This is a genomic window from Desulfuromonas soudanensis (assembly GCF_001278055.1).
Taxonomy (GTDB): Bacteria; Desulfobacterota; Desulfuromonadia; order Desulfuromonadales; family WTL; genus Deferrimonas; species Deferrimonas soudanensis.
Map to the genome: position 1 here is coordinate 483,991 of NZ_CP010802.1, position 21,218 is coordinate 505,208.

At 62.3% G+C, this 21,218-nt stretch carries 14 protein-coding genes; 11 read left to right on the plus strand and 3 right to left on the minus strand.

The features are described 5' to 3' along the window. Window positions 1–99 precede the first annotated feature (99 nt). The 10 genes from DSOUD_RS02130 (at window position 100) to DSOUD_RS02175 (ending at window position 15,316) form a co-directional block, all read left to right on the plus strand. Window positions 100–5,178 carry an OmpA family protein gene (locus DSOUD_RS02130; protein WP_053549450.1) on the plus strand — a complete coding sequence of 1,693 codons (5,079 nt, stop codon included), beginning with the start codon at window positions 100–102 and terminating at the stop codon, window positions 5,176–5,178. A 96-nt stretch (window positions 5,179–5,274) separates the two neighbouring features. Further along, window positions 5,275–5,793 carry a hypothetical protein gene (locus tag DSOUD_RS02135; protein ID WP_053549451.1) on the plus strand — a complete coding sequence of 173 codons (519 nt, stop codon included), beginning with the start codon at window positions 5,275–5,277 and terminating at the stop codon, window positions 5,791–5,793. 173 nt (window positions 5,794–5,966) lie between these two features. Beyond that, entirely contained in the window at window positions 5,967–7,856 is a 1,890-nt protein-coding gene (locus DSOUD_RS02140) for a tetratricopeptide repeat protein (protein WP_053549452.1), read from the plus strand. Next, window positions 7,853–11,131 (plus strand): tetratricopeptide repeat protein, encoded by a 3,279-nt coding sequence (locus tag DSOUD_RS02145; RefSeq protein WP_053549453.1) that lies wholly within the window; start codon window positions 7,853–7,855, stop codon window positions 11,129–11,131. The genes DSOUD_RS02140 and DSOUD_RS02145 overlap by 4 nt, the downstream gene beginning before the upstream one ends. Window positions 11,132–11,206: 75 nt before the next feature. Beyond that, window positions 11,207–11,890, plus strand: a complete 684-nt coding sequence (locus tag DSOUD_RS02150) for a tetratricopeptide repeat protein (RefSeq protein ID WP_053549454.1) — start codon at window positions 11,207–11,209, stop codon at window positions 11,888–11,890. A gap of 68 nt (window positions 11,891–11,958) precedes the next feature. After that, window positions 11,959–12,258, plus strand: coding sequence for a hypothetical protein (locus DSOUD_RS02155; protein WP_053549455.1), 300 nt, complete (start codon window positions 11,959–11,961; stop codon window positions 12,256–12,258). Continuing rightward, a complete protein-coding gene (locus DSOUD_RS02160; RefSeq protein WP_053549456.1) occupies window positions 12,258–12,911 on the plus strand; it encodes a MotA/TolQ/ExbB proton channel family protein in 654 nt (217 codons plus the stop codon). Before DSOUD_RS02155 ends, DSOUD_RS02160 begins: the two co-directional genes overlap by 1 nt. A gap of 2 nt (window positions 12,912–12,913) precedes the next feature. Beyond that, window positions 12,914–13,405, plus strand: a complete 492-nt coding sequence (locus DSOUD_RS02165) for an ExbD/TolR family protein (RefSeq protein WP_053549457.1) — start codon at window positions 12,914–12,916, stop codon at window positions 13,403–13,405. After that, a complete protein-coding gene (locus DSOUD_RS02170) occupies window positions 13,402–13,896 on the plus strand; it encodes an ExbD/TolR family protein (RefSeq protein WP_053549458.1) in 495 nt (164 codons plus the stop codon). The genes DSOUD_RS02165 and DSOUD_RS02170 overlap by 4 nt, the downstream gene beginning before the upstream one ends. A 25-nt stretch (window positions 13,897–13,921) precedes the next feature. Beyond that, the gene (locus tag DSOUD_RS02175; RefSeq protein WP_232426486.1) at window positions 13,922–15,316 is read left to right on the plus strand and encodes an AgmX/PglI C-terminal domain-containing protein; all 1,395 of its coding nucleotides are present in this window, start codon (window positions 13,922–13,924) and stop codon (window positions 15,314–15,316) included. Window positions 15,317–15,472: 156 nt separating this feature from the next. Here DSOUD_RS02175 and DSOUD_RS02180 read toward each other — a convergent pair whose 3' ends face one another. Next, window positions 15,473–15,889 carry a hypothetical protein gene (locus tag DSOUD_RS02180; RefSeq protein ID WP_053549459.1) on the minus strand — a complete coding sequence of 139 codons (417 nt, stop codon included), beginning with the start codon at window positions 15,887–15,889 and terminating at the stop codon, window positions 15,473–15,475. A 16-nt stretch (window positions 15,890–15,905) separates the two neighbouring features. Beyond that, window positions 15,906–16,196: a hypothetical protein gene (locus DSOUD_RS02185; protein ID WP_053549460.1), complete on the minus strand. Its 291-nt coding sequence runs from the start codon at window positions 16,194–16,196 to the stop codon at window positions 15,906–15,908. A 469-nt stretch (window positions 16,197–16,665) separates the two neighbouring features. On the opposite strand from DSOUD_RS02185, the gene DSOUD_RS02190 reads away from it, so the two are divergent. Beyond that, the gene (locus DSOUD_RS02190) at window positions 16,666–17,949 is read left to right on the plus strand and encodes a hypothetical protein (RefSeq protein ID WP_053549461.1); all 1,284 of its coding nucleotides are present in this window, start codon (window positions 16,666–16,668) and stop codon (window positions 17,947–17,949) included. An 81-nt stretch (window positions 17,950–18,030) separates the two neighbouring features. Here the strand turns inward: DSOUD_RS02190 and DSOUD_RS02195 are convergent, their stop codons facing one another. Beyond that, the gene (locus tag DSOUD_RS02195) at window positions 18,031–21,003 is read right to left on the minus strand and encodes a DUF748 domain-containing protein (protein ID WP_053549462.1); all 2,973 of its coding nucleotides are present in this window, start codon (window positions 21,001–21,003) and stop codon (window positions 18,031–18,033) included. Window positions 21,004–21,218 lie beyond the last annotated feature (215 nt).

The following is a 21,218-nucleotide window of genomic DNA, read 5'->3' on the forward strand; positions in this document are numbered from 1 at the left end:
TCGAGCGGGCGCAATAGAGCGTCCGCCATGAATCCGACCGATCCGTCGCATCGACGGCGGCCAAAAGACTCACCAAACCTTTTCAAACTCTTGGAACCTATGCGCAAGCGCTTCTTCCTCATAGCCCTTTTCCTCCTCATCGTCTCCGCCGGAGCCGGGGTCCTTGCGCGCGCCGAGGCTGCCGAGACCAGGGAGACGGCTGTCAGCGGAGAGACGACCGAGATGCACCTCCCCTCAGACCAGTCCTTCTCCCCCTGGCTTCTCGACGCCTCCATTTTCGAGGAGGATCAGGGGGATCGCAGCGAGATGCGGCAGGTCGTCGAAGAGGATGTCAAAACCATCAAGCTCTCCGGCGTCGTTCCGCCGATCCGATTCCGTCAGGGGGAGGCGGCAATTCCCGAGGACTATCTCGACCGCCTCCGCGACGTTCTCGAAGGGATGCGCGATCGCGCCAACGTGCGTCTCCACTTCGTCGGCCACGCCGACTCCCAGCCGCTCAGCGCCCCCCTGCAGGCGCAGTACGGCGACAACACCGGGCTCTCCCGGGAGCGGGCCGGGACCTGCGCCGAATTCTGCCAACTCGCCCTCAACCTCCCCCCGGAAGCGATCTCCTATGAAGGACTCGGCGAGAGAGAGCCGGTCGCCAGCAATGCCACCGAAGAAGGGCGCGCCCTCAACCGGCGGGTGGAGGTGCAGGTCTGGTATGACGAGATCGGCCAGAAGCTGGTGGAGAAGGAAGTGATCATCCCCAGGGAGGTCAGCCGCGTCAAGGTCTGCCGCACCGAGACCGTCTGCAAATTGCGCTACAAGGAAGGGCAATCCCACCGCGCCCGGGTCAGGAACCTGATCGCCCCCCTTTATTACGACGAAGGGATGGTGAGCGTTCCCGAAGACTTCCTGCAGCAGGTAAATCAGGCGCTGAGAAACCTTCGCGGCAAGGAAAACCTCGCCGTTCGGTTCATCGCCTATACGGACAACTCCCCCCTGGCCGGACGCAGCGAGCGCATCTACGGCAACCCTCTTGGGCTCTCCAAAGCGGTGGCCCGGCGCGTCTCCCTCGCCGTCCGCGACAGCCTCGGGCCCCTCCCGGTCGCCGTGGAGAGCGAGGGGAGGGGGGCGATACGGCCGGCCGCCTCCAACGAGACGTCGCAGGGGCGGGCGCTCAACCGTCGCGTCGAGGTGGAGTTCTGGCACGACGACCCGCTGCAGGATCTCCCCGATGAGCCGCAGCTCTGCCCGGAGGCCGCCGGGGCGGAGACGCTCACCCGCGTCTACGACTCCCCCTCGGGGGGGATCGACCCGATCCTCTTTGAAAACGGCGATCCGGTGATTCCCGAAGGCTACACCGGGCGGCTGCGTAAAATCATGGACGAGATCGGCGACAGAGCCTCTGTCCGCCTGCGCTTTGTCGGCTACACCAGCAACGACCGCCTCGACCGGCGCACCGCCGCAGTCTACGGGGACGATATCGGCCTCTCCACGGCCCGGGCCCGCCGGGCCATGGCGGCCGTCGCCGAGCGGATGGGGCTCTCGGGAAATCAGGCGGAGTTCGAGGGGCACGGCTACGTCCAGTCCGATGACGTGGTCAACACCGGCTTCGTCGAATCGGACACCTCCCGGGTCGAGGTCCAGGTCGTCTATGATGAACTGGTCGTTCTCGACGACTACGAGGGGGTGGACATCACCCGGCTGAGTCGCGAGGTGATCCCGGCCGACCCCTTCGGCCTCAATCTCATGCGTATCACTGTCGACGGAAAGCCGGCCGATGATCCGGGGAAAAGCATCCCCGACGTCCAGCGCTGCACCGACGTGGCTCTCGATGAGGCGCAGATCGAATTCAAATACGACAATCTCAAGCTCCAGAGGCGACTCAACGTCACCGCCTGGCCGCGCACCATCGCCAATCGGGACCTGGAGGAGACGCCCTTCGGCGAAAACCTGATCCTCTTCCGCCTCTACACCAACTACCACATCTTCATCGTCAGGGCGGAGGTCCGGATTTTCACGGAAGAGCAGTCCGACCGTGACGACCCCCTGGCCGTCCTCCCCCTGAATTATGAGGGGAGGGGGGAGTGGGCGCCCGACTTCCCCTCGATCCCGGCGGCGGGACGTTCCTTGAAATACCTGGTCCGCGTTTACGACCGCATGGGGCATTTCGACGAAACGGCCCCCCAGCCCCTGTGGGTCGTCGACCGGATCGATCCGGCCCTGGCCGAAGCCAATGTCCGCCAGGAGCTGCTGGCCGGCTACGGCGAAAGCCGCCTCGCCAGCGGCAACATCCCTTTGTCCGGCGGCACGGTGCAGGCCTCAGGGAACGCCATCCCCCCCGAACACGGCGTCTGGCTGGCCGGATATCCCGTGCCGGTGGACGGCAGGGGGCGTTTTATCGCCGAGGAGATCCTTCCGGAAGGGATGCACACCGTCGAGGTGGCCGTCCTCGACGAAGGGGGAAACGGCGAACTCTTCCTGCGGGACCTGGCGCTGGAGAGAAGCGACTGGTTTACCGTCGGGATCGCCGACCTGACGCTCTCCGCCAACAGGACCGAGGGTCCGGCCGAGCTCCTCGCCCCGGACGAGCCCCGGTACAGCGAGGACCTGAATCTCCAGGGGCGCCTGGCCTTCTACACCGACGGCAAATTCAGCAACGGCTGGAACCTGACGGCCAGCGCCGATACCCGTGAAGGGCCGGTGGACGAGATCTTCAGCAATTTCCTAGACAAGTCCCCCGAGGCGCTCTTCCGGCGCATCGACCCCGACGTGCACTATCCGACCTACGGCGACGACGGCACCGTCGAGGAAGGCGCTCCGACCCTCGGCAAGTTTTATCTCCGGGTGAAAAAGGAGGAGACCTACGGACTCTGGGGGAATTTCAAGATCGCCTATACGGACAACGATCTGGCCCACGTGGACCGTGGTCTCTACGGGGCCAACCTCCATTATCAGACCGGCGAGGCCACCAGTTTCGGCGAGGAGCGCTTTTTGGCCGACGGTTTTGCCGCCGAACCCGGAACGGTGGCGGGGCGGGACGAGTTCCGGGGAACCGGAGGCTCCCTCTACTTCCTGCGCCGCCAGGATATTCTCGAGGGGAGCGAACGGGTGCGCATCGAGATCCGCGACAAGGATTCGGGGCTGGTCCTCGGAGTGAAAAACCTCACGCCGGTCCTCGATTACGACATCGACGTCCTGCAGGGGCGCCTCCTCCTCTCGGAGCCCCTCTCGGCGACGGCGGACGACAATCTCCTGGTCAGGAGCGACTCCCTGAGCGGCAATCCCGTCTTTCTGGTCGCCCGTTACGAGTTCACTCCCGGGTTCGAGGACCCGGGGACGCTGACCACCGGCGGCCGGATGCATTACTGGTTCGGCGATTATCTCAAGGTCGGCGCGACCGTCAACCGGGACGAGGAGGCGGGGGACCAGAAGAGCCTCGATGCCCTGGATGTGACGCTGCGCAAATCCGCCCAGTCGTGGATCAGGCTCGAAGGGGGACGCAGCGAAGGACCGGGACTCCTCGAAACGACGTCCGTCGACGGCGGGTTTCAATTCACCGCTCCCGATCCCCTCGACGGACCCGGTGTCGAGGCCTGGGCCTACCGCACCGATGCCAGCCTCGGCTTCCAGGATCTCTTCAAAAACGCCCGGGGGAAGATGACCTTCTATCTCCAGGATCTCGAGGCGGGATATGCGGCGCCGGGTCTGATCACCGACCGGGACACGACCCAATACGGCGGCACGGCGGAGCTCCCCTTCACCGAGCGGTTGAAAATGCGGGTCAAGGCCGACAGGAGTTTTCAGACTGACGGGCTGGAGACGGAAGCCGGTGAAATCGACCTCGATTATAAGTTGGGCGAACACTGGACCCTCGGTTCGGGGGGTCGCCACGACAGACGCATAGACAACTCCGCCGTGGTTCCCCTGACCCAGGACCTGGGGTCGCGGACCGATGGCGTGGTCCGACTCCTCTATGACACCAACAAGCGCTGGAGTGCCTACGGCTTTGCCCAGGAGACGTTGCGGAGTTCGGGGAATCGGGAGGACAATCGCCGGTTCGGCACCGGCGGCAGCCTCCGCGTCACCGACCGCTTCAAGGCGACCGGTGAGGTTTCCGGCGGGGAACTGGGTGCCGGGGGACGGCTCGGGACGGAGTTCCTCTACTCGGACCGCACCACCCTCTACCTCAACTATGCCCTGGAAAACGAGCGTACCGACAACGGGTTGCGGGCCAGAAAAGGGAACCTGGCCTCCGGTTTCCGCACCCGCTATTCGGACTCGGCCAGCGTCTACCTCGAAGAGCGCTACACCCACGGGGATGTCCCGTCGGGACTGATGCACTCCACCGGGGTGGACCTTGCCCCCACGGATCGCTTGAACCTCGGGGCCTCCGTCGATTTCGGCACCCTCGTCGATCATCAGACGGGGGCCGAGCTCCAGAGGACGGCGGCCGGGGTTCGGGCCGGTTACGGGTTCGATACCCTGAAGATCGCCAGCGCCGTGGAATACCGGATGGACGACGCCGAGCAGCCGGATGCCAGTTCGACCCGGCGCACCACCTGGCTGCTGAAAAACAGCCTCAAGTATCAACTGTCCCCGGACTGGCGTCTCCTCGGCAAATTCAATTATGCCCACTCGGAGAGTTCCCAGGGGGCGTTCTTCGACGGCAACTATACGGAAGCGGTCCTCGGCTACGCCTATCGTCCCGTCAAAAACGACCGCCTCAATGCCCTGGCCAAATACACCTTTTTCTACAACGTCCCGACCGCCGACCAGGTGAGCGCCACCGGCACGGGGGGCGGTCTGATCCAGCGCAGTCATATCGCCTCACTCGACGTCATGTATGACCTGACCAGCCGCTGGACGGTGGGGGGCAAATACGCCTACCGCCTCGGCGAGGTGAGTCAGGACCGGGTCGATCGGGAGTTCTTTGCCAGCCGGGCCCACCTCTACGTGCTGCGGGCCGACTGGCACTTCCTCCACCGCTGGGACGCCCTGGTCGAGGGGCGCCTGCTCGACCTCCCCGACGCCGGGGAGAGCCGCAGCGGGGCGCTGGTCGCTCTCTACCGTCACCTCGGCAACCACATCAAGGTCGGGGCGGGCTACAACTTCAGCTCCTTCTCGGATGACCTCACCGATCTGGATTACACCCATCAGGGGCTGTTTTTCAACTTCATCGGGAAGATGTAGGGCAGAAAACAGAACACGGAAAACAGAACACAGAACACAGAAAATAGAAAATAGAAAACAGAATGTTAACGCGCACAACAACTACAGGTGGGAATCATGACCCGATATCTTAGGGCGGCAATTCTGGGAATTTCGACGGTGTTTCTGCTCCTCCATCCCGCTTTTGCCGAAGAGGTCTCCAGGGAGCAGATCAAGGGGCTGGACGAACAGGTGCAGGAGATCAAGAGCGACGTTCTCGGCATCGCCGCGGAGCTCAATCTCCTCGAAGAAAAGCTCCTCTATCCGTCCAACACCCAGGTGGCACTCTTCGTCTCCCTGGCCGCCGGCGAAACCTTCCGTCTCGATTCCGTCGCCATCGAGCTGGACGGTGAAGCGGTCGCGTCTCATCTCTACACCTTCAAGGAGCTCGAAGCCCTGCGCAAGGGGGGGGTGCAGCGCATCTATGCCGGCAACATCCGCACCGGCGCCCACGCCCTGCAGGTGACCCTTCTCGGCAAATCCGCCGGTGGGGACGACTTTCGGCAGACAGGGACCTTTACCGTCGAAAAGGGGGTCGGCCCCGGGATTGTCGAGATCAACCTGGCGCAGCAGGCGATCACCTTCAAAGACCGGTAGCGCTTTGACACAGAACAAGCCTTAACGCAGAGGTCGCAGAGGAGGAAAATTATGAACGCAGAAATGAATCCACAGTCGTTCACCGCTACGCTCTCCTGATTCTCCCGGCGCTCAACGCGTTAACAGCTTCTGGCTTTCGGACGGCAATTGAACCGGCTTCTTACAGGAACACCATGACCAGGCTCCTCATCATTCTGACAACGCTCCTTTTCGCCACCTCTTCGCTGGCGGCCGGCACCGCCGCGCCGAAGGAGCTCAGGGACCTCTTTTTCGGCGAGGCGCTGTATCACGCCTTTCAGGGAGAGTGGTTCGATGCGGTCGCCCGGCTCGATACGGAGCTGGGGCAGTTTCACGGCCTCGACGAGCCGGAACGCGATTCCCTCTTCAGCCACCTCGGGGAGGCCGAGTTCTCGGTGGGGGATTTCGAACTGGCCTACCGGATGCACCACCGCGCCGGGCGCGCCATCAAGGCGGTCATCGAGGGGAATGTGGCCGACGAGGTGCGCAATGAGGCCCTCTATCGCCTGGCCCGGATCTACTTCCAGAAGGACCAGCCGGTCAACGCCCTCCATGCCCTGGAGCGCATCTCCGGGACCGTTCCCGCAAGCCTTGCAGACGACCTCCCCTTTCTGCACGGGCAAATTCTCATGGCCAACGGCCGCTTCGCCGAGGCGGCGATCCTCTTAAAGGAGCTCCAGGGAGCCAGGAGTCTGGCCGGCTTTTCCACCTACAACCTCGGGATCGCCCTGATCCGGGACGGGAAGGAAAAGGAGGGGCGCCTCTCCCTCGACCGAACCGGGCAGATCGACGGCGACAACGCCGTCACGGCGGCGATCCGGGACAGGGCGAACCTTCTTCTCGGCGACAAACTGCTGGAGGAGAAGAATTTCGCAGGCGCCAAGGCGATTCTCGATCGGGTGCGCCTGAGCGGACCCTTCTCCAACCGGGCGCTGCTCGGTTCGGGGTGGGCCGATGCCTTCCGGGATGACTTCGAAAGAGCCCTGGTCCCCTGGAGCCTCCTCGTCGAGGGGGAAGTCACGGATTTTGCCGTGCAGGAAGCCATGCTGGCCGTCCCCTACGCCTACGGCAAGCTCGGGCTCTACAGCAGGGCGGCCCTCATGTACGGCAGCGCCCTGGGCGCCTTCGGCACCGAGGTCGACAAGCTCGGCGCCTCGATCAAAAGTATCCGCGAGGGGGACTTCCTCCGGGCCCTGACACGGGAAGAGCTCAAACAGGATGCCAACTGGGTGGTCCGGCTGCGCGCCCTGCCGGAATCGCCCGAGACCTACTACCTCCTCAACCTCCTGGCCTCCCACGATTTTCAGGAATCGCTGAAAAACTACCTCGACCTCGAAGAGTTGCGGCAGAAGCTTGAAATCTGGAAAAAGGACCTGAACGCTTTCGAAGAGCTCATTGTCCGCCGCCGTGCCTATTACCAGCCGCTCCTCCCCGAAATCGACGGGGAATTCCGCCGTCTCGACTCCCAGATGCGCCTGCGCCTGGAGCAGCGCGACCGCATCGAAGAGCGCCTGCAGGCGATGCTGGTGGCGCCGCGACCCGATTACCTGGCGAGCGCTCCGGAGAGGATCTTCAAGGAACGCCTGGCGCGCCTGGAGCAGACAGTGGCGGCAGGCGGCGCCAGGCCCTCCGACGGGACCGCCGACCGTTTCAAGCGCCTCCGGGGGGTGCTGGAGTGGCGGATTCAGACGGAATACGACCAGCGTCTCACCGAGGCCCACAAAAACCTTCGCGACCTGAATCAGGCCATCGACCTCCTGACCAAGAGGTACACCGCCTTCGTGCGCACCCGCCAGGCCGCCACCCAGAGCTTTCAAGGCTACGACGACGGCATCCGCCGGCAGAGGCACCGGATCGATGCGGCCGGAGAAAAGGTGGGGGAACTGATGGCCCGCCAGGGGCACATGCTCGAGGTCATGGCCGTCAGCGAACTCACCCGGCGTCGCGAGCGCCTCGAAGAATTCCAGGTCAAGGCCCGTTTCGCCCTGGCCGACAGTTACGACCGGGCCGCCCGGGCCCAGGACCAGCAGGAGGGAGCGCAATGAGCCGCCGTCTTCTCCTGCCAGCGCTTCTTCTTCTCCTCCTTGCCGGCTGCGCTCCCCTCGACGATCAGGGGACGATCGCCCAGTTGCGCAACCGGCAGATCGAACTCAAGGACGTGAAGCTCGAGGGGGGGCTCGAGAAGGCGATGGAGAGTTATCGGCGCTTTCTCGAGGAAACCCCGACCTCCGCCCTGTCGCCGGAAGCGATTCGTCGCCTGGCCGATCTGAAGGTCGAAAAAGAATACGGGCTCATCACCGAGAGCGGCAAGTCGAACGAGCGGCCTCCGGCGCGATTGCCGGCTCCGAAGGAAACGCCGCCGCCCGTGGCCGCGGCCGCCCGGGAGACAGCGCCGCCGCCCGCCGTCGCCGGGGAGTCCGAGGCCGCCTTCGAAACCCGGGCGACCCTCGGTACCCCCCTGGCCGAAACGACCGTGCCGAAAGACGAGGCGGCGCCGGTCCTGGTCGATCTGGAAAGGGCCGGGGCCCTCGAGGCCATCGAGCTCTACCGGAAACTCCTCAACGACTACCCCCTCTACCAGCGCAACGACCAGGTGCTGTACCAGATGTCCCGCGCCTACGAGGAGCTCGGGCGGATCGAGGAAGCGATGGAGGTCATGGACCGGCTGGTGCGCGACTTTCCCGAGTCCCGGTATCTCGATGAGGTGCAGTTCCGCCGCGCCGAGTATTTCTTCACCCACCGGCGCTATCTCGACGCCGAGGACGCCTACACGAGCATCGTCGAAATCGGCGTCGCCTCCTCCTATTTCCAGCTGGCGCTCTTCAAGCTCGGCTGGACCTTCTACAAGCAGGAACTCTACGAAGAGGCCCTGCACCGGTTCATCGCCCTCCTCGACTACAAGGTGTCGGTGGGCTACGACTTTGCCCAGAAGGAAGACGAAATCGAGGCCAAGCGCATGGAGGATACCTTCCGCGTCATCAGCCTCGGTTTTTCCAATATCGGCGGCGCCGGCGCCGTGGCCGATTACTTCGCCGCCTACGGCAAGCGCAGTTACGAGGACGGCGTCTATGCAAATCTCGGCGAATATTATTATGACAAACGCCGCTACAGCGACGCCACCGCCACCTACAGCGCCTTCGTGAGCCGCAATCCTTTTCACGCCAGATCGCCCCTCTTCCACATGCGGATCATCGAAATCAATATCGCCGGGGGTTTTCCCAGCCTCGTCATCGATTCGAAAAAGGCTTTCGCCACCACCTACGGTCTCAAGGCCGAATACTGGGGCCATTTCGACCCGAGCCTGCGCCCGGACGTCCTCGGTCATCTGAAAACCAACCTGACGGATCTGGCCAATCATTACCACGCCCTCTATCGGGATCCGCGCAAGGCCAAGGAGAAACCGGACAACTTCGCCGAAGCGCTGCACTGGTACCGGGAATTCCTCGTCTCCTTCCCGGCGGCGAGCGAGTCTCCGGCCATCAACTACCTGCTGGCCGATCTTCTCCTGGAGAACCGCTCCTTTGCCGAGGCGGCCGTGGAGTATGAAAAGACGGCCTACGACTATCCCCGTCACGAGAAATCGGCCACGGCCGGCTACGCGGCGGTTTTCGCCTTCCGGGAGGATCTTGGCGCCCTGCCGCCGGCCGAGCGGGAACCGGTCAAGCGCCAGGCGGTCCGTTCGTCCCTGAAGTTTGCCGAAACCTTCCCGACCCATGAGAAGGCGGCCATCGTTCTCGGGGCGGCCGCCGATGATCTCTACGACCTCGGGGATTACGAGGAGAGTCTGGCGGCGGCGCTCTGGCTCGTTCAGGCCTTCCCCGCCACCGAGGTCGACATCCGGCGCGGGGCCTGGCTGATCGTCGCCCATTCGTCCTTCAAGCTCCTCCTCTACGCCGAGGCTGAATCCGCCTACGGGGAGGTTCTGGCGCTCCTTCCCGAAGGGGACAAGGCGCGCGGTGAGCTCCTCGACAACCTGGCGGCGTCGATCTACAAGCAGGGGGAAAAGGCCCGGGCCCTCGAGGATTACCGGGGGGCGGCCAGCCACTTCCTGCGGGTGGGGGCGATGGCTCCGGATTCCAAATTCCGGCCGACCGCCGAGTACGACGCCGCAGCGGTCCTGACCCTCCTCCAGGATTGGAAAATGACGGCCACCGTTCTCCTCGGTTTCCGCGCCAATTTCCCCGGTCACGAGCTGCAGCCCGAGGTGACCAAGAAGCTCGCCTATGTCTACCGGCAGGACGGCCTCCTTTCCCTGTCCGCCAACGAATATGAACGCATCGAGAGGGAGTCGACGGACGACGAGGTACGGCAGGAGGCCCTCCTGGCGGCGGCGCAACTCCATGTCGAATCCGGCGACACCCCCCGGGCCCTGACGGTCTACCGGCGGTACGTCGGCTATTTTCCCCGGCCGGTGGAACTCAACCTGGAAACCCGCGGCAAGATCGCCGCAATCCTCAAGGAGCAAAAGGAGAAGGACGCCTATCTTGACGAACTGAGGGCTCTCGTCGCCATCGAGGCGGCCGCCGGCGACGAGCGCACCCCGCGGACCCGGTTTCTGGCCGCCGGCGCCGCGCTGGTCCTGGCCGAGTTGAGCTATGACCAATTCGTCGCCGTCCCGCTGGTCAAGCCCTTCAAGGTCAATCTGGCCAAAAAGCAGACGCTCATGAAGGCGGCGGTGAAGGATTTCAGCCGGCTTCTCGATTATGAAGTCGGCGAGGTCACGGCCGCCGCCACCTACTATCTGGCCGAGATCTACGCCCACCTCAGCGCGGCCCTGCTCGGTTCCGAGCGCCCCGAAGGGCTCACCCCGCTGGAAATGGAGCAGTACGAGCTGGCCATTGAGGAGCAGGCCTACCCCTTCGAGGAGAAGGCGATCACCGTCCACAAGAGCAATCTCGAGCTGATTTCCCTGGGGATTTACAACCCGTGGATCGACCGGAGCCTGCAGAAGCTGGCGGAGGTCCTCCCCGCCCGCTATGCCCGGCCGGAGGAGGAGAGCCCCATCATCGCCTCCCTCGATTCCTACACCTTTGCCGTCGACCGGCCGCAGCCGCCCGTCGTGGAAACGGAAACGGAGGAGCCGGTACAGGTCGAGGAATCTGTGCCGGTCGCAGAAACGGTGCCGGTCGAGGAAGCGTCGGTCGAGGAAGCGTCGGTCGAGGAAGCGTCGGTCGAGGAAGCGTCGGTCGAGGAAGCCTTGCCGGTGGAGGAAGCGGTGCCTGTGGAGGAAGCGGTGCCGGTGGAGGAAGCGGTGCCGGTGGAGGTCGGGCCGGATGAGCCGACCGGAGAGCCTGTCGGCACAACGTCCATGGGAGAGTGAAGGAGGCAGGTCGGCCGCGGAGAATGATTCGATATGCCAATGATTGAGAACAGAAGAAACGATGGGAGCCGATCGATGCAGGTCCTAATTCAACACCAGTCGGGGAGGCCCAATGGATTCCTGGCCCTTGTCCTGATGCTGACGGTTCTTGCCGGGTGCGCGACCGCCCCGAAGCCGATAAAGGATGCCGTCGAGGAGAAAGCCGCCGTCACGGAGGAAACGTCCGTGACGCACTTTGACGATGGCCGGCAGGGGTTTGTTATCCGTGAAATGTCGAGCATGGATGGAGAAGCACGGAGCGATTTTGCCGCCGCCGTCGTCCTGCTGAAGGAAGAGAAGTATGACCCGGCCATCGAACTCCTGGAAAAGGTGATCGCAGCCGCACCAGGGGTGAGCGCCCCCTATATCAACGCCGCTCTGGCCTACGGGGAGACCGGCAAGCCGGAAAAGGCCGAGGGGCATCTCAAAACCGCCTTGAGTCTGGTTCCCGGGCACCCGGCGGCAAGCAACGTCTACGGTCTGCTCCTCCGCAAGGGGGGCCGCTTTGCCGAGGCGCGGGAGATCTACGAGACGGCCCTCAAGGTTTTTCCCGAGTATCTTCCGGCGAGGAAAAATCTCGGAATTCTCTGCGATCTCTACCTCGATGATCCGTCCTGCGCCCTCGAGCAGTACGAGATTTACAGCCAGGCCAAGCCCGAAGAGGAGCAGGTGTCCATATGGGTCGCCGATCTCCGCCTGCGGCTCGGGGTCCAGCAATGAAGGCCTGGACCCCGGTTCAGCCCGATGCGGCGGATCGGAGGCGGCCGGAGCACCGGCAAGGAGGAAATATGGTTCGAAGATCAGGTCTCATTCTCTGTTTCGTCCTGCTGACGGCCAACCTGGTGCTGGCGGTGGAGAGGGAGAAGGAAACGGCACCGAAGGAACTCTCGGGGATGTCCATCGTCGGCAACGACGAAGCCCCGAAATCCCTGTATATCGTTCCCTGGAAGAGCTCCGAAATCGGAGTGGAGACCAGTTTGAACAGGACGGCAAATGAGGGGGACGAACCGGTGGACCGGGACGTCTTCAAACGGCAGCTCGATTTCTACGAAGTCAGCAAAACCAATAAATCCGGGAGGATCAAGTAATGGAAATCATCTATTCAATGGTGGCGTTTTTTCAAAAGGGCGGGCTCTTCATGTACCCCATCCTCATCGTCTTTGCCGTCGGCATGGCCATCGCCGTCGAGCGCTGGGTCCAGTTGAACCTGATCCGGCAAAGAAACCGCAAGATGTGGGGGCAGGTGCAGCCGCTCCTCGCCGAGGGGGATTTCGACCAGGCGCGGGAGATGACCAACGACGACAAATCGACTATCGCCCAGATGCTGAGCATGGGGCTGGCGCGCCAGGGGGCGGTCCGCCGTCGTGAAGACATCGAGATCGCCATGGAAGAGTGCATGATGGAGATCATCCCCCAGCTGGAAAAACGCACCCCCTACATCGCGCTCCTCTCCAACATCGCCACCCTCCTCGGGCTCCTCGGCACCATCATGGGGCTGATCGAGGCCTTCACCGCGGTGGCCAACGCCAACCCCGCCGAGAAGGCCGACCTCCTCTCCGCCAGCATCTCGGTGGCCATGAACACCACCGCCTTCGGCCTGATGGCGGCAATCCCGCTCCTTCTCCTGCACGCCAAGCTGACCTCGACCACAGGCCAGATCGTCGACAGCCTGGAGATGGCCTCGGTCAAGGCGCTCAACTCCATCTCCAATTCTTCCAAGCGTCAGTTCCCGGCGGGGTGATCATGGCCAGACGATCTCATTCACGACGGCGGAGCAAGGACGCACCGGACCTGGACATCACCTCTTTTTTGAACCTGATGGTGGTCCTGATCCCGTTTCTCCTCATCAGTGCCGTCTTCTCTCGGGTGACGATCCTCGAGCTGAGCGTACCGACCACCGCCGGCGGCGCGGCCGTGGGGCAGCAGAATTTCAGTATCGAAGTGATCGTCCGCCGAGCCGGGCTGGAAATTGCCAACGGGGCCACGGTCGAGGCGGCGATTGCCAAAAAGGACGATGAGTACGACCTGAAGAAGCTCTCGGAAATGCTCATTCGCCTCAAGGCCGATTACCCGGAGAAGGAGGATGCGACGGTTCTGATGGAACCGGACATCGAATATAACTACCTGGTCCAGATCATGGACACGGTGCGCAGTGCCGAAATCCGGGTGGAAGGAAGTGAAGAGGTCAAGAAAATGGTCCTCTTCCCCAACATATCCATTGGAGATGCCCCATGAGAGAGTCGAGGCGCATGCGACGGATGTCGCGAAACAAAAAGAAGGGGACGTTTCTCAACCTGACCTCGCTCATGGATGTCTTTACCATTCTGGTCTTCTTTCTCCTCTCCAACTCTTCGGCCAGCGAAGTGGTGACGACACCCAAGGAGATCAAGCTCCCCGATTCGATCGTCGAGGCCAAACCGCGGGAAACCGTGGTGATCATGGTGACTCCGGAGGCGGTGCTGATTCAGGGGGATGCCATCATCGGGACGTCCGAACTGCTGAAACAGGGGAACGATCAGATCCCGGCCATCATGAAGCGTCTCGACGACCTGCAGCGCAACATCATCGGGATCAACACCCGGACGGCCGTCGACAGCCAGGAAGTCACCATCCTGGCCGACCGAACGATACCGTTCAGTGTCCTCAAGAAAATAATGTCAAGCTGCACGCTTTCCGGATACGGGAAAATATCCCTGGCAGTCATCCAGAAAGCCTCTCAGGGTTAGAGTGGACTCCGTGGATACTTCCCCATTGTTACAGGAATTGGAGCCTCTGAACGCGCGGATCGAGCAGGTGCGGGGGATCATTGCGACCCTCGAAGGCGATCTGGCTCATGCAGAGGCAGAGCTCGAGACGTTTTCTCTCGACAAGCAGCGGTTCGAGGCTTTGCAGGATGTTTGTACTGCCCTCGACAAGCTGACCGAGCTGGAGGCCGAAGAGCTCTTTTGGAACGAACTGCCGCAGATCGGGGACAGATCCGGACATCTGGGGCGGCTTCGGGAGCGTATTTCCAAGTTCGCCGAGGAAATCCGGGGATTTGAGGAGATACAGAAATCCCTCAAGGCGCGGATCGAGACCCGCCGCTTCGAGCTGGAGGACCTTCACGAAGAAGTCCACGATGCCTACGCCCGCGAAGAGAGGCGCAAGGAAGAACTCGTCATCGAGCGGGAGATTTCCCCGGTCCCTTCGCGCCCGATCATCATGCCCTGGAACTCGGACAGCGAGAGCGAAAAGCACTTCCGCCGCTCCATGCTCCTGGCGCTCCTCCTCTGTTTCGCCTTTGGGTCTCTTATCCACTGGGTGACGGTGCCGGTGGTCGACCGTTATTCTTCGGTGGTGGAAATTCCCGAGCGCCTGGCCATGCTGGTGAAAAAGGAACCGCCCAAGCCGGAACCGGTACCCGAGAAGATCGTCGAAGAGGTCAAACCGGAACCGGAAGAGAAGAAACCGGACAAAACGAAAAAAACCCCGGAAAAGGAAGCGCCCAAGGTCCCTTCCGCCGTCGCCGAGACCAAGGCTGCACGGAAAAAGGCCGAAAGCACGGGTGTCCTCGCCTTCAAAAACACCTTTTCCGAGCTGATGGACGAAACCCCCGTCGCCAAGCTCGGAAGCCAGGCCCGTCTGAGCAAGGATGCGCCGAGAGCGGCGGGACAGGCCCGTCCCCAGCGTTCGCTGGTGGCCATGCAGGGGAAGGGGTCCAGCGGCGGGATAGGCAATGCCACCGTCAGCCGCAACGTCGGCGGCGGGGGGACGGGCGACCGGATCGGCGGCGTCGGCTTTGCCCGGGTTGAAAGCTCCGTGGCCGGGCTCGCCGAAGAGGGAGGGCGCCGGGTGAGCGACGGACCGGGCGCGTCGCGCACCGACGAGGAAATCCAGATCGTTTTCGACCGCTACAAGGCGACGCTCTATCGGATCTACAACAAGGAGTTGCGCAAGGACCCGACCTTGCGCGGAAAGATCCTGCTCAAGATCACCATCGAACCGGGAGGGGAGGTCTCCCTGTGCAAAGTGGAGTCCACCGACCTCGCTTCCCCCGAGCTGGTGGCCCAGATTGTCGACCGCGTCGAGAAGTTCAACTTCGGCCCGAAGGACGGGGTGCCGAAAACGACCATCCTCTACCCGATCGACTTCCTCCCTGCCGGGTAGCCGGAGGCAAATTGAAAAAGGGGGGAAAACCTTTTTGTCCGCAGATTACGCAGATGAACGCAGATAAAACAGGATCAACCCTTTGATGCTTTTTGTTTAAGGCCTTCATCTGCGCCCATCTGCGTCATCGGCGGATAGATGCCTTTTGGGTTCTCATCACCTCTCCCCGGCCGCAACCAAGAGATTCATGGCCGCAATCTCTTCCGGGGTCGGCGCCCACTCGAAGGGGTTGCGGGTCTTCTTCCGGAAGAGGCGGTGGGTGTCGAGGAGGTCCTGGTCGGAAGTCACCCGGGCCAGGTCGGTCAGGGCGGTGGTCAGGGCCGAGCATAAGGTGTATTTTTTTGTTTCGCCGCTGCGGATGAATCCCCGGCGGTCAAAACGGAAACGCACGGCGGTCAGGGGAGCGCCGCCCACCACCTCTTCATCCCTGCGTACCTCGACGCTGGCGAAGCGCACCCGGCGCCGGGCCTCCCCCGGGAGAGGGACGCGGCGGTCGTAGATCTTCCAGAAGAGCTCCGTTGGGAGAGGTTCGGGGCGGTTCTGATCGGAAAAAACAAAGTAGCGGATTTCCATGATCCATCTCCTCCCTTCAGTGCCGGTCTGCGGACGGGGCAAAGAGTGCCGGCGGCGCCGCCCCCGCCCCTTCGATCAGACGTGCCTCGACATAGTCGATGAGCCCCTCCCGGTCGACGAACTGCAAGAGGAGATCGGCGACCATGCGGCTGCAGAGCCGCTCGATGGCGCCCTCGTCCAGTTCGGGGCGGCCGCGCCGCAACCGGAGACGAAGCCCCTCGAAAAGGGGGAGCTGTTCCTCCTTCCGGTAATCGTCGAGAGAAATGATCCTCCCCTCCCGGGCTCTCCCCTGTCCCCTGACTCTCATCGTCCCCTCCTTTCTTCCCGTCCTCGCAACCGGCCGCGCACGATCCGCCCCTTCAAGGTGAGCGGTCTCTTGCCCTCTCTATTGAGCAAGGGGGGTGCCAAGGGCGGATGATTTCGGTAAGTAGCCGATTTAAGTGGTATTTTTTACTGACAGGCAGGAAAGCAAAGGTCGCTGGGGGTGTAACCCCAAAACCGCCAAAGGGGAAGGTCTTCCTGAAATGTTCGCTGGAGACGGGGAAGGGAGAACCGTGTCGCCGGCACGGCCCGGACAACCAAAGTTACACCCCTTCTCTCTCCGTCCGGGGCCGTGAGGCCGAAAGGGACGCGCAAACGGATTGCCCGGGAAACAGGATTGACAGGGAGCAGGATTCTCTTGTTTTTTTGCCGGATTCTACTGGCCGAACAATCATTGGACATCCGGGAAAAGATGCCATAGATTAGCGATTCCCTGTGGGATGAAAGGAGCTTGTATGTCTCGAATCTGTAGTTTTGCTGCTCTGTTCTTTCTCTGTGCCTGCAGTGGCGGCGACACGACTGCCTACGACCTCGGGCCAGGCGGGTCAGACCCGGATCTTTCGGATATTTCGGTTTATGTCTCCGACGGCTCTTATGCCGAGGTTCTCAAGGCCTGCTCGACCGCTGATATGGCGGGTTTATGCACCCTGGGCACCCTGCCGCTGATCGGCGACGAGTCCCCCACCCCGACGATTCCCGACGTGATGAGCCGGGTCCTTGTATCCCATCCATGGATGGCCGTCCGCTTTGAAGAGGTCCTGAATAACCTTCCCCCCGATATGCTGACCCTGTTCAAGGGGGTGACTGCAATCGTCATCGACAGTGACATCCGTCCGTCCTTCTACTCCGCCGGGACGGCCGCCATCTATCTCGACCCGGCCAGCCTCTGGCTGACTAACGAAGAGAAGGCGACCATCTCCAGGGCCGCCGACTATCGCAGTAATTTCGGCGCCGACCTGCAATTCATCGACCTCTGGCGGTACGTCAAGGGCAACGACTACGCCTATGCCTCGTACTCGCTCACCGGCACGGAAACCCGGCAGCTCAGCGACCTCACCTTTCCGCTCGCCCGCCTCCTCTACCATGAACTGGCGCACGCCAACGACCTGCTGCCGCCGGGATCCCAGCCGGCACTCGACCTGCAGATGACCCCCTACCAGGCGATCCTTTCCCTGGCCGACGTGACGATCGCCGAGCGCCTCCATGCTGCCTCCCCTCTGACCTCGGAGCTCTGGCTCAGCCTCGCCCAGGTTCTTTACCGGGGCGTACCGGCGACCCCGGAGCAGATCGACTATTCCGCAGATGTTGTCGGAGATTCTTTTGCCAGCGATGTCGCCAACGAAACCTACAGTTACTCATCCAAATACGAAGACGTTGCCATGCTCTTTGAAGAGGCGATGATGAAATATCATTTCGACATCGACCGGGACATCGCCTTCACCGATTTGCCGTTGACGATTACGCCAACATGCGACGACTATCGCGTCCGGTGGGGGGTGAGAAACCGTCTCGGCGACCCGGTCGTTAAGCCGCGGGCGGAATTTGTTGCCGCCGCACTCCTCCCCGGCGTGGACTTAGGCACCTTCTTCGCCGATTTCCCGACTCCGACATCGATGGCGATAGACCAGGGATGGTGCAGCAACCTGACTCTCCTCGCCGTTGCTCACCAGGGATTGGCACCGAAAAAAGAGATTCATCCCGACCAGTTCCGGCAGGATCTGCTGTTGCCGGGAGATTGACGGTCCCGAGCGAACCGGACCCATAAAAAAAGCCCCGGGAGCGTTGTCGCTCCCGGGGCTTTTTTTTGTCGGTGAAAAAAACTATTTGAGCAGCAGCTCGACCTGGGTCTGGCTCTCCTGCGCCCCTTCCTCCTCGGGACGGGCCAGGTGCGGCTCGATCACGAAGAGCCGCCCCGGTTCGACTTTTCCCGGCTCGATGAGATAACCGAGGACCGTGTTCGCCCGGTCGAGAGCCAGCAGCCTCAGCTCCTCTTCTTCGATTTTTATCCCTTGGAGAAGGAACGCCTCCATCCGCGACACCGCCTCCCCTTCGTTCTCCGGGCTCCCCGGCAGAGGCTCTTTCCTGCCCTCATCTTCAGCCGCCTTCAGCGCCTTGCTGTAGGCCTGCTTCAGATACCGGGGATACTCTTCGACGTTGACCTCGATCCCCTGGAGGTCGACATCCTCTCCCTTCTTCCCTCCGGTTCCCTTGAGTTTTTCCAGCTTGACGAGTTTATCCATCCGGATGCGGGCCAGGGCCCGGCGGTCGAGAACGCTTGCGGCGCCGCCGGAGATATCCATCCGCAATCCGGGGCGCTCATGGAGCACGTTGGCCACCGCGGAGAGTTTCCCCGTCGTCTCCGCCGTCAATTGGGCCCGACCCGGTTCGAAGGGGATATGCTGCAGGTCTTCTCCTTCCGGGATCAGGCTGCCGAGAAGGGCGAAGGGGGAGGTCGCCGCCTTGGTGACGAGGTTGACCAGGACCTGAATCACCACGCCGCCGACGCTGAACTCGGGGTCGTTGAGGTCGCCGGTGACCGGGATATCGAGGGAGATCTCCCCCTGACGGTTTTTCAATAGCGCCAGGGCCAGGCTCACGGGCAGGGAGGTGGCGTCGGGGCTCTCCACCCCTTCGCCGAGGGTGAATTGATCGAGGAAAACATTATTGCTGCTCTCCAGTCTGTTCCCCTTGAGCTGGTAGCGCAGATCGAGATTCAACTTTCCCTTGTCCGTCTTGTAGCCGACATATTTGCCGGTGTATGGGGAAAGGGGGCTGAGGTTGAAATCCTTGAAATCGATCTTGATGTCGGCAAACGGCACCTCGCTCAAGGGGTTGACCTCTCCGGAGATTGCCAGCGGCGCCTGCTTGTCGATCCGGGCGTCGACCTTGACGGTCGCCAGGGTTCCAGCCCTGGAGGAGAGACCGGTAATCGCGCCGTTCAACTGGTCGAGGTTGGCACCGTACGCCGGCTTGATGCTGCGATCGAGAAACAGGACCTTGCCGTTGCGGAGGGTCACCTTTTGGATGGCGATCTTTGCCTCTGCCCCAGGAGGCGTCTCCTTTCCGAGGGGAGCCGTTGACGGAGCGTCCTTCCTGCCGTCGGTGCGGGCGATATGGGAGATGTTGACGGTGCCGTCGTCGTTGATCAGGACCTTGACGTAAGGGTTTTCCAGACGGATTTCGGCGATGGTGAGTTCAAATGGGCTGGAAGAAAAGGCGATCTCCCTGACCTGGAGATCCTTCCATTTCACCAGATCCTCTCCGGATAAAGTATCGGTTGTGGCCAATCCGGCGACGGAGCTTTGACCGGCAAAATGGAGGCCAGGCTGGCCGGCGGCATCTTCCTTGACAGCGAGATCACCCTGGAGGCCCAGGGTGCCGCCGGCGAGGACGATGCGCGCCTCCTCCGACAGGTAGGGCTGAAAATCCTTGAGCTGCACGCCCTCGACCGTCACCGAGGTATTCAGGGCCAGGGGGTCGAGAACCAGGATGCCGTCAGTCTTGAGGCTTCCCGTCTGATTCAGCCGCAGCGACCCGGTGACGGCGTTCTCGGTTCCGGGGACCGTGGAGAGGGGGGCGGCGGTGAGGGCGATGGCGTCGAGGCGGACCCTGGCAGGGTTTTCCAGGGCCTGGTCGGTCCAGGTGACGGCGCCGTTGTCGAGGCGGAAGCGGTCGATGGTCACACTGACGGGGTCGTCGGAGGGGGATGGCGCTTCCTCCCTGTCGGCCGGAGCTTCTGGGGCACCGCCGTCGGAAGGAGAGAGGAGAGCCAGGGGGAGGATCGATCCGTCCGGGAGTCGGGTCAGGTCGAGCTGCGGGGAATCGAGGGTGAGCTCGGCCAGGCGGATTTCCTTTTTCAAAAGGTCGGAATCGGCCAGCACCACCGTGAGGGAGGGGAAGCGCAGATAACTCTCCCCCTTGCCGTCGATCACCTCCACGGCGCGCAGGGTGAGGGTTCCTGTCAGCGCCAGCCGGGCCGCCTCGTCAGGCATCAGGAGGTAGGAGAGGCGGGTGTCGATATCGAGCAGCGCCGATTTGACGGTCAACCCCGTCGGGTTGGGGATGTAGGCCAGGTACTCCGGGATGTTGATTCCGCTCATCTTCAGGTCGACCTCGGTGGCCCTCGTTTCGGCAAAGGGTTTGCTTCCACCGGCCAGGGAAATCGGCGTGCCGTTGATGACCGCCGAAAAATGCGGTTGAACAGAGGCCTGGACCCTGCTCGGCAGGTTGGAAATCGAAGGGATGGCCAGAGTGAAGGCATCGATGGTGTGGCTCGCCCCCTTGGGGAGGTCCTCATATCGGATGCTGCCGTTTTCTATCTCGATATTGTTGATGGAAAAGAGGAATGGTCCCGACTTCTCCTCCGCAGGCTCTTCGCCGGCCGGACCGGCGAGAAGATCGGAGAAGCTGAAGGTCTTCTCGTCCAGGCGCCGGACATGGATCGCCGGGCCCTTCAGCGAGATCGACTGGAGGATCAACCCTTTTTTGAAAAGGGAAAAGCTCTCAAGGTTGACGTAGAGCCGGTCGAAAAACACGAAGGGGTCCGGTCCGTCCTTCTCGGCCAGGGCGAACCCCTCGATGGTGAGCGAGAGGGCAAAGGGGTTCAGGCGGACCGTCTCGATGGTCACCGGCCGGTTCAGGGCCTGGGGGAGTTTCTTCTCCAGGACCGCCTTCAGGATGAGGGGGGCAACCAGAAAGCCGATGAGGGTGTAGACAAGGACGGCGATTCCGAGCCAGAGAGCGGCTTTCTGCAGCGGGGGCAATTCCCGGAGCTTCGCGAGGGTATTTTTCATGGAATGGGTAGTCTCCTGGAATTAAATTGATTCAGGCTGAATTGCCTCAATCATAGGCATTCCCATCCGCCCGGTCAATGAGGAGGTGATTTCCGGCCCTTTATCGGCCGTCCCGGCCCGTTCTCTTTTTCCTTTTCCTTCTCATGAGATGCACCGCAGAAGGGAGCGTTAGAAAAAGTTATTTATTTATGGGTTAATCAATCGTACAATCCGGT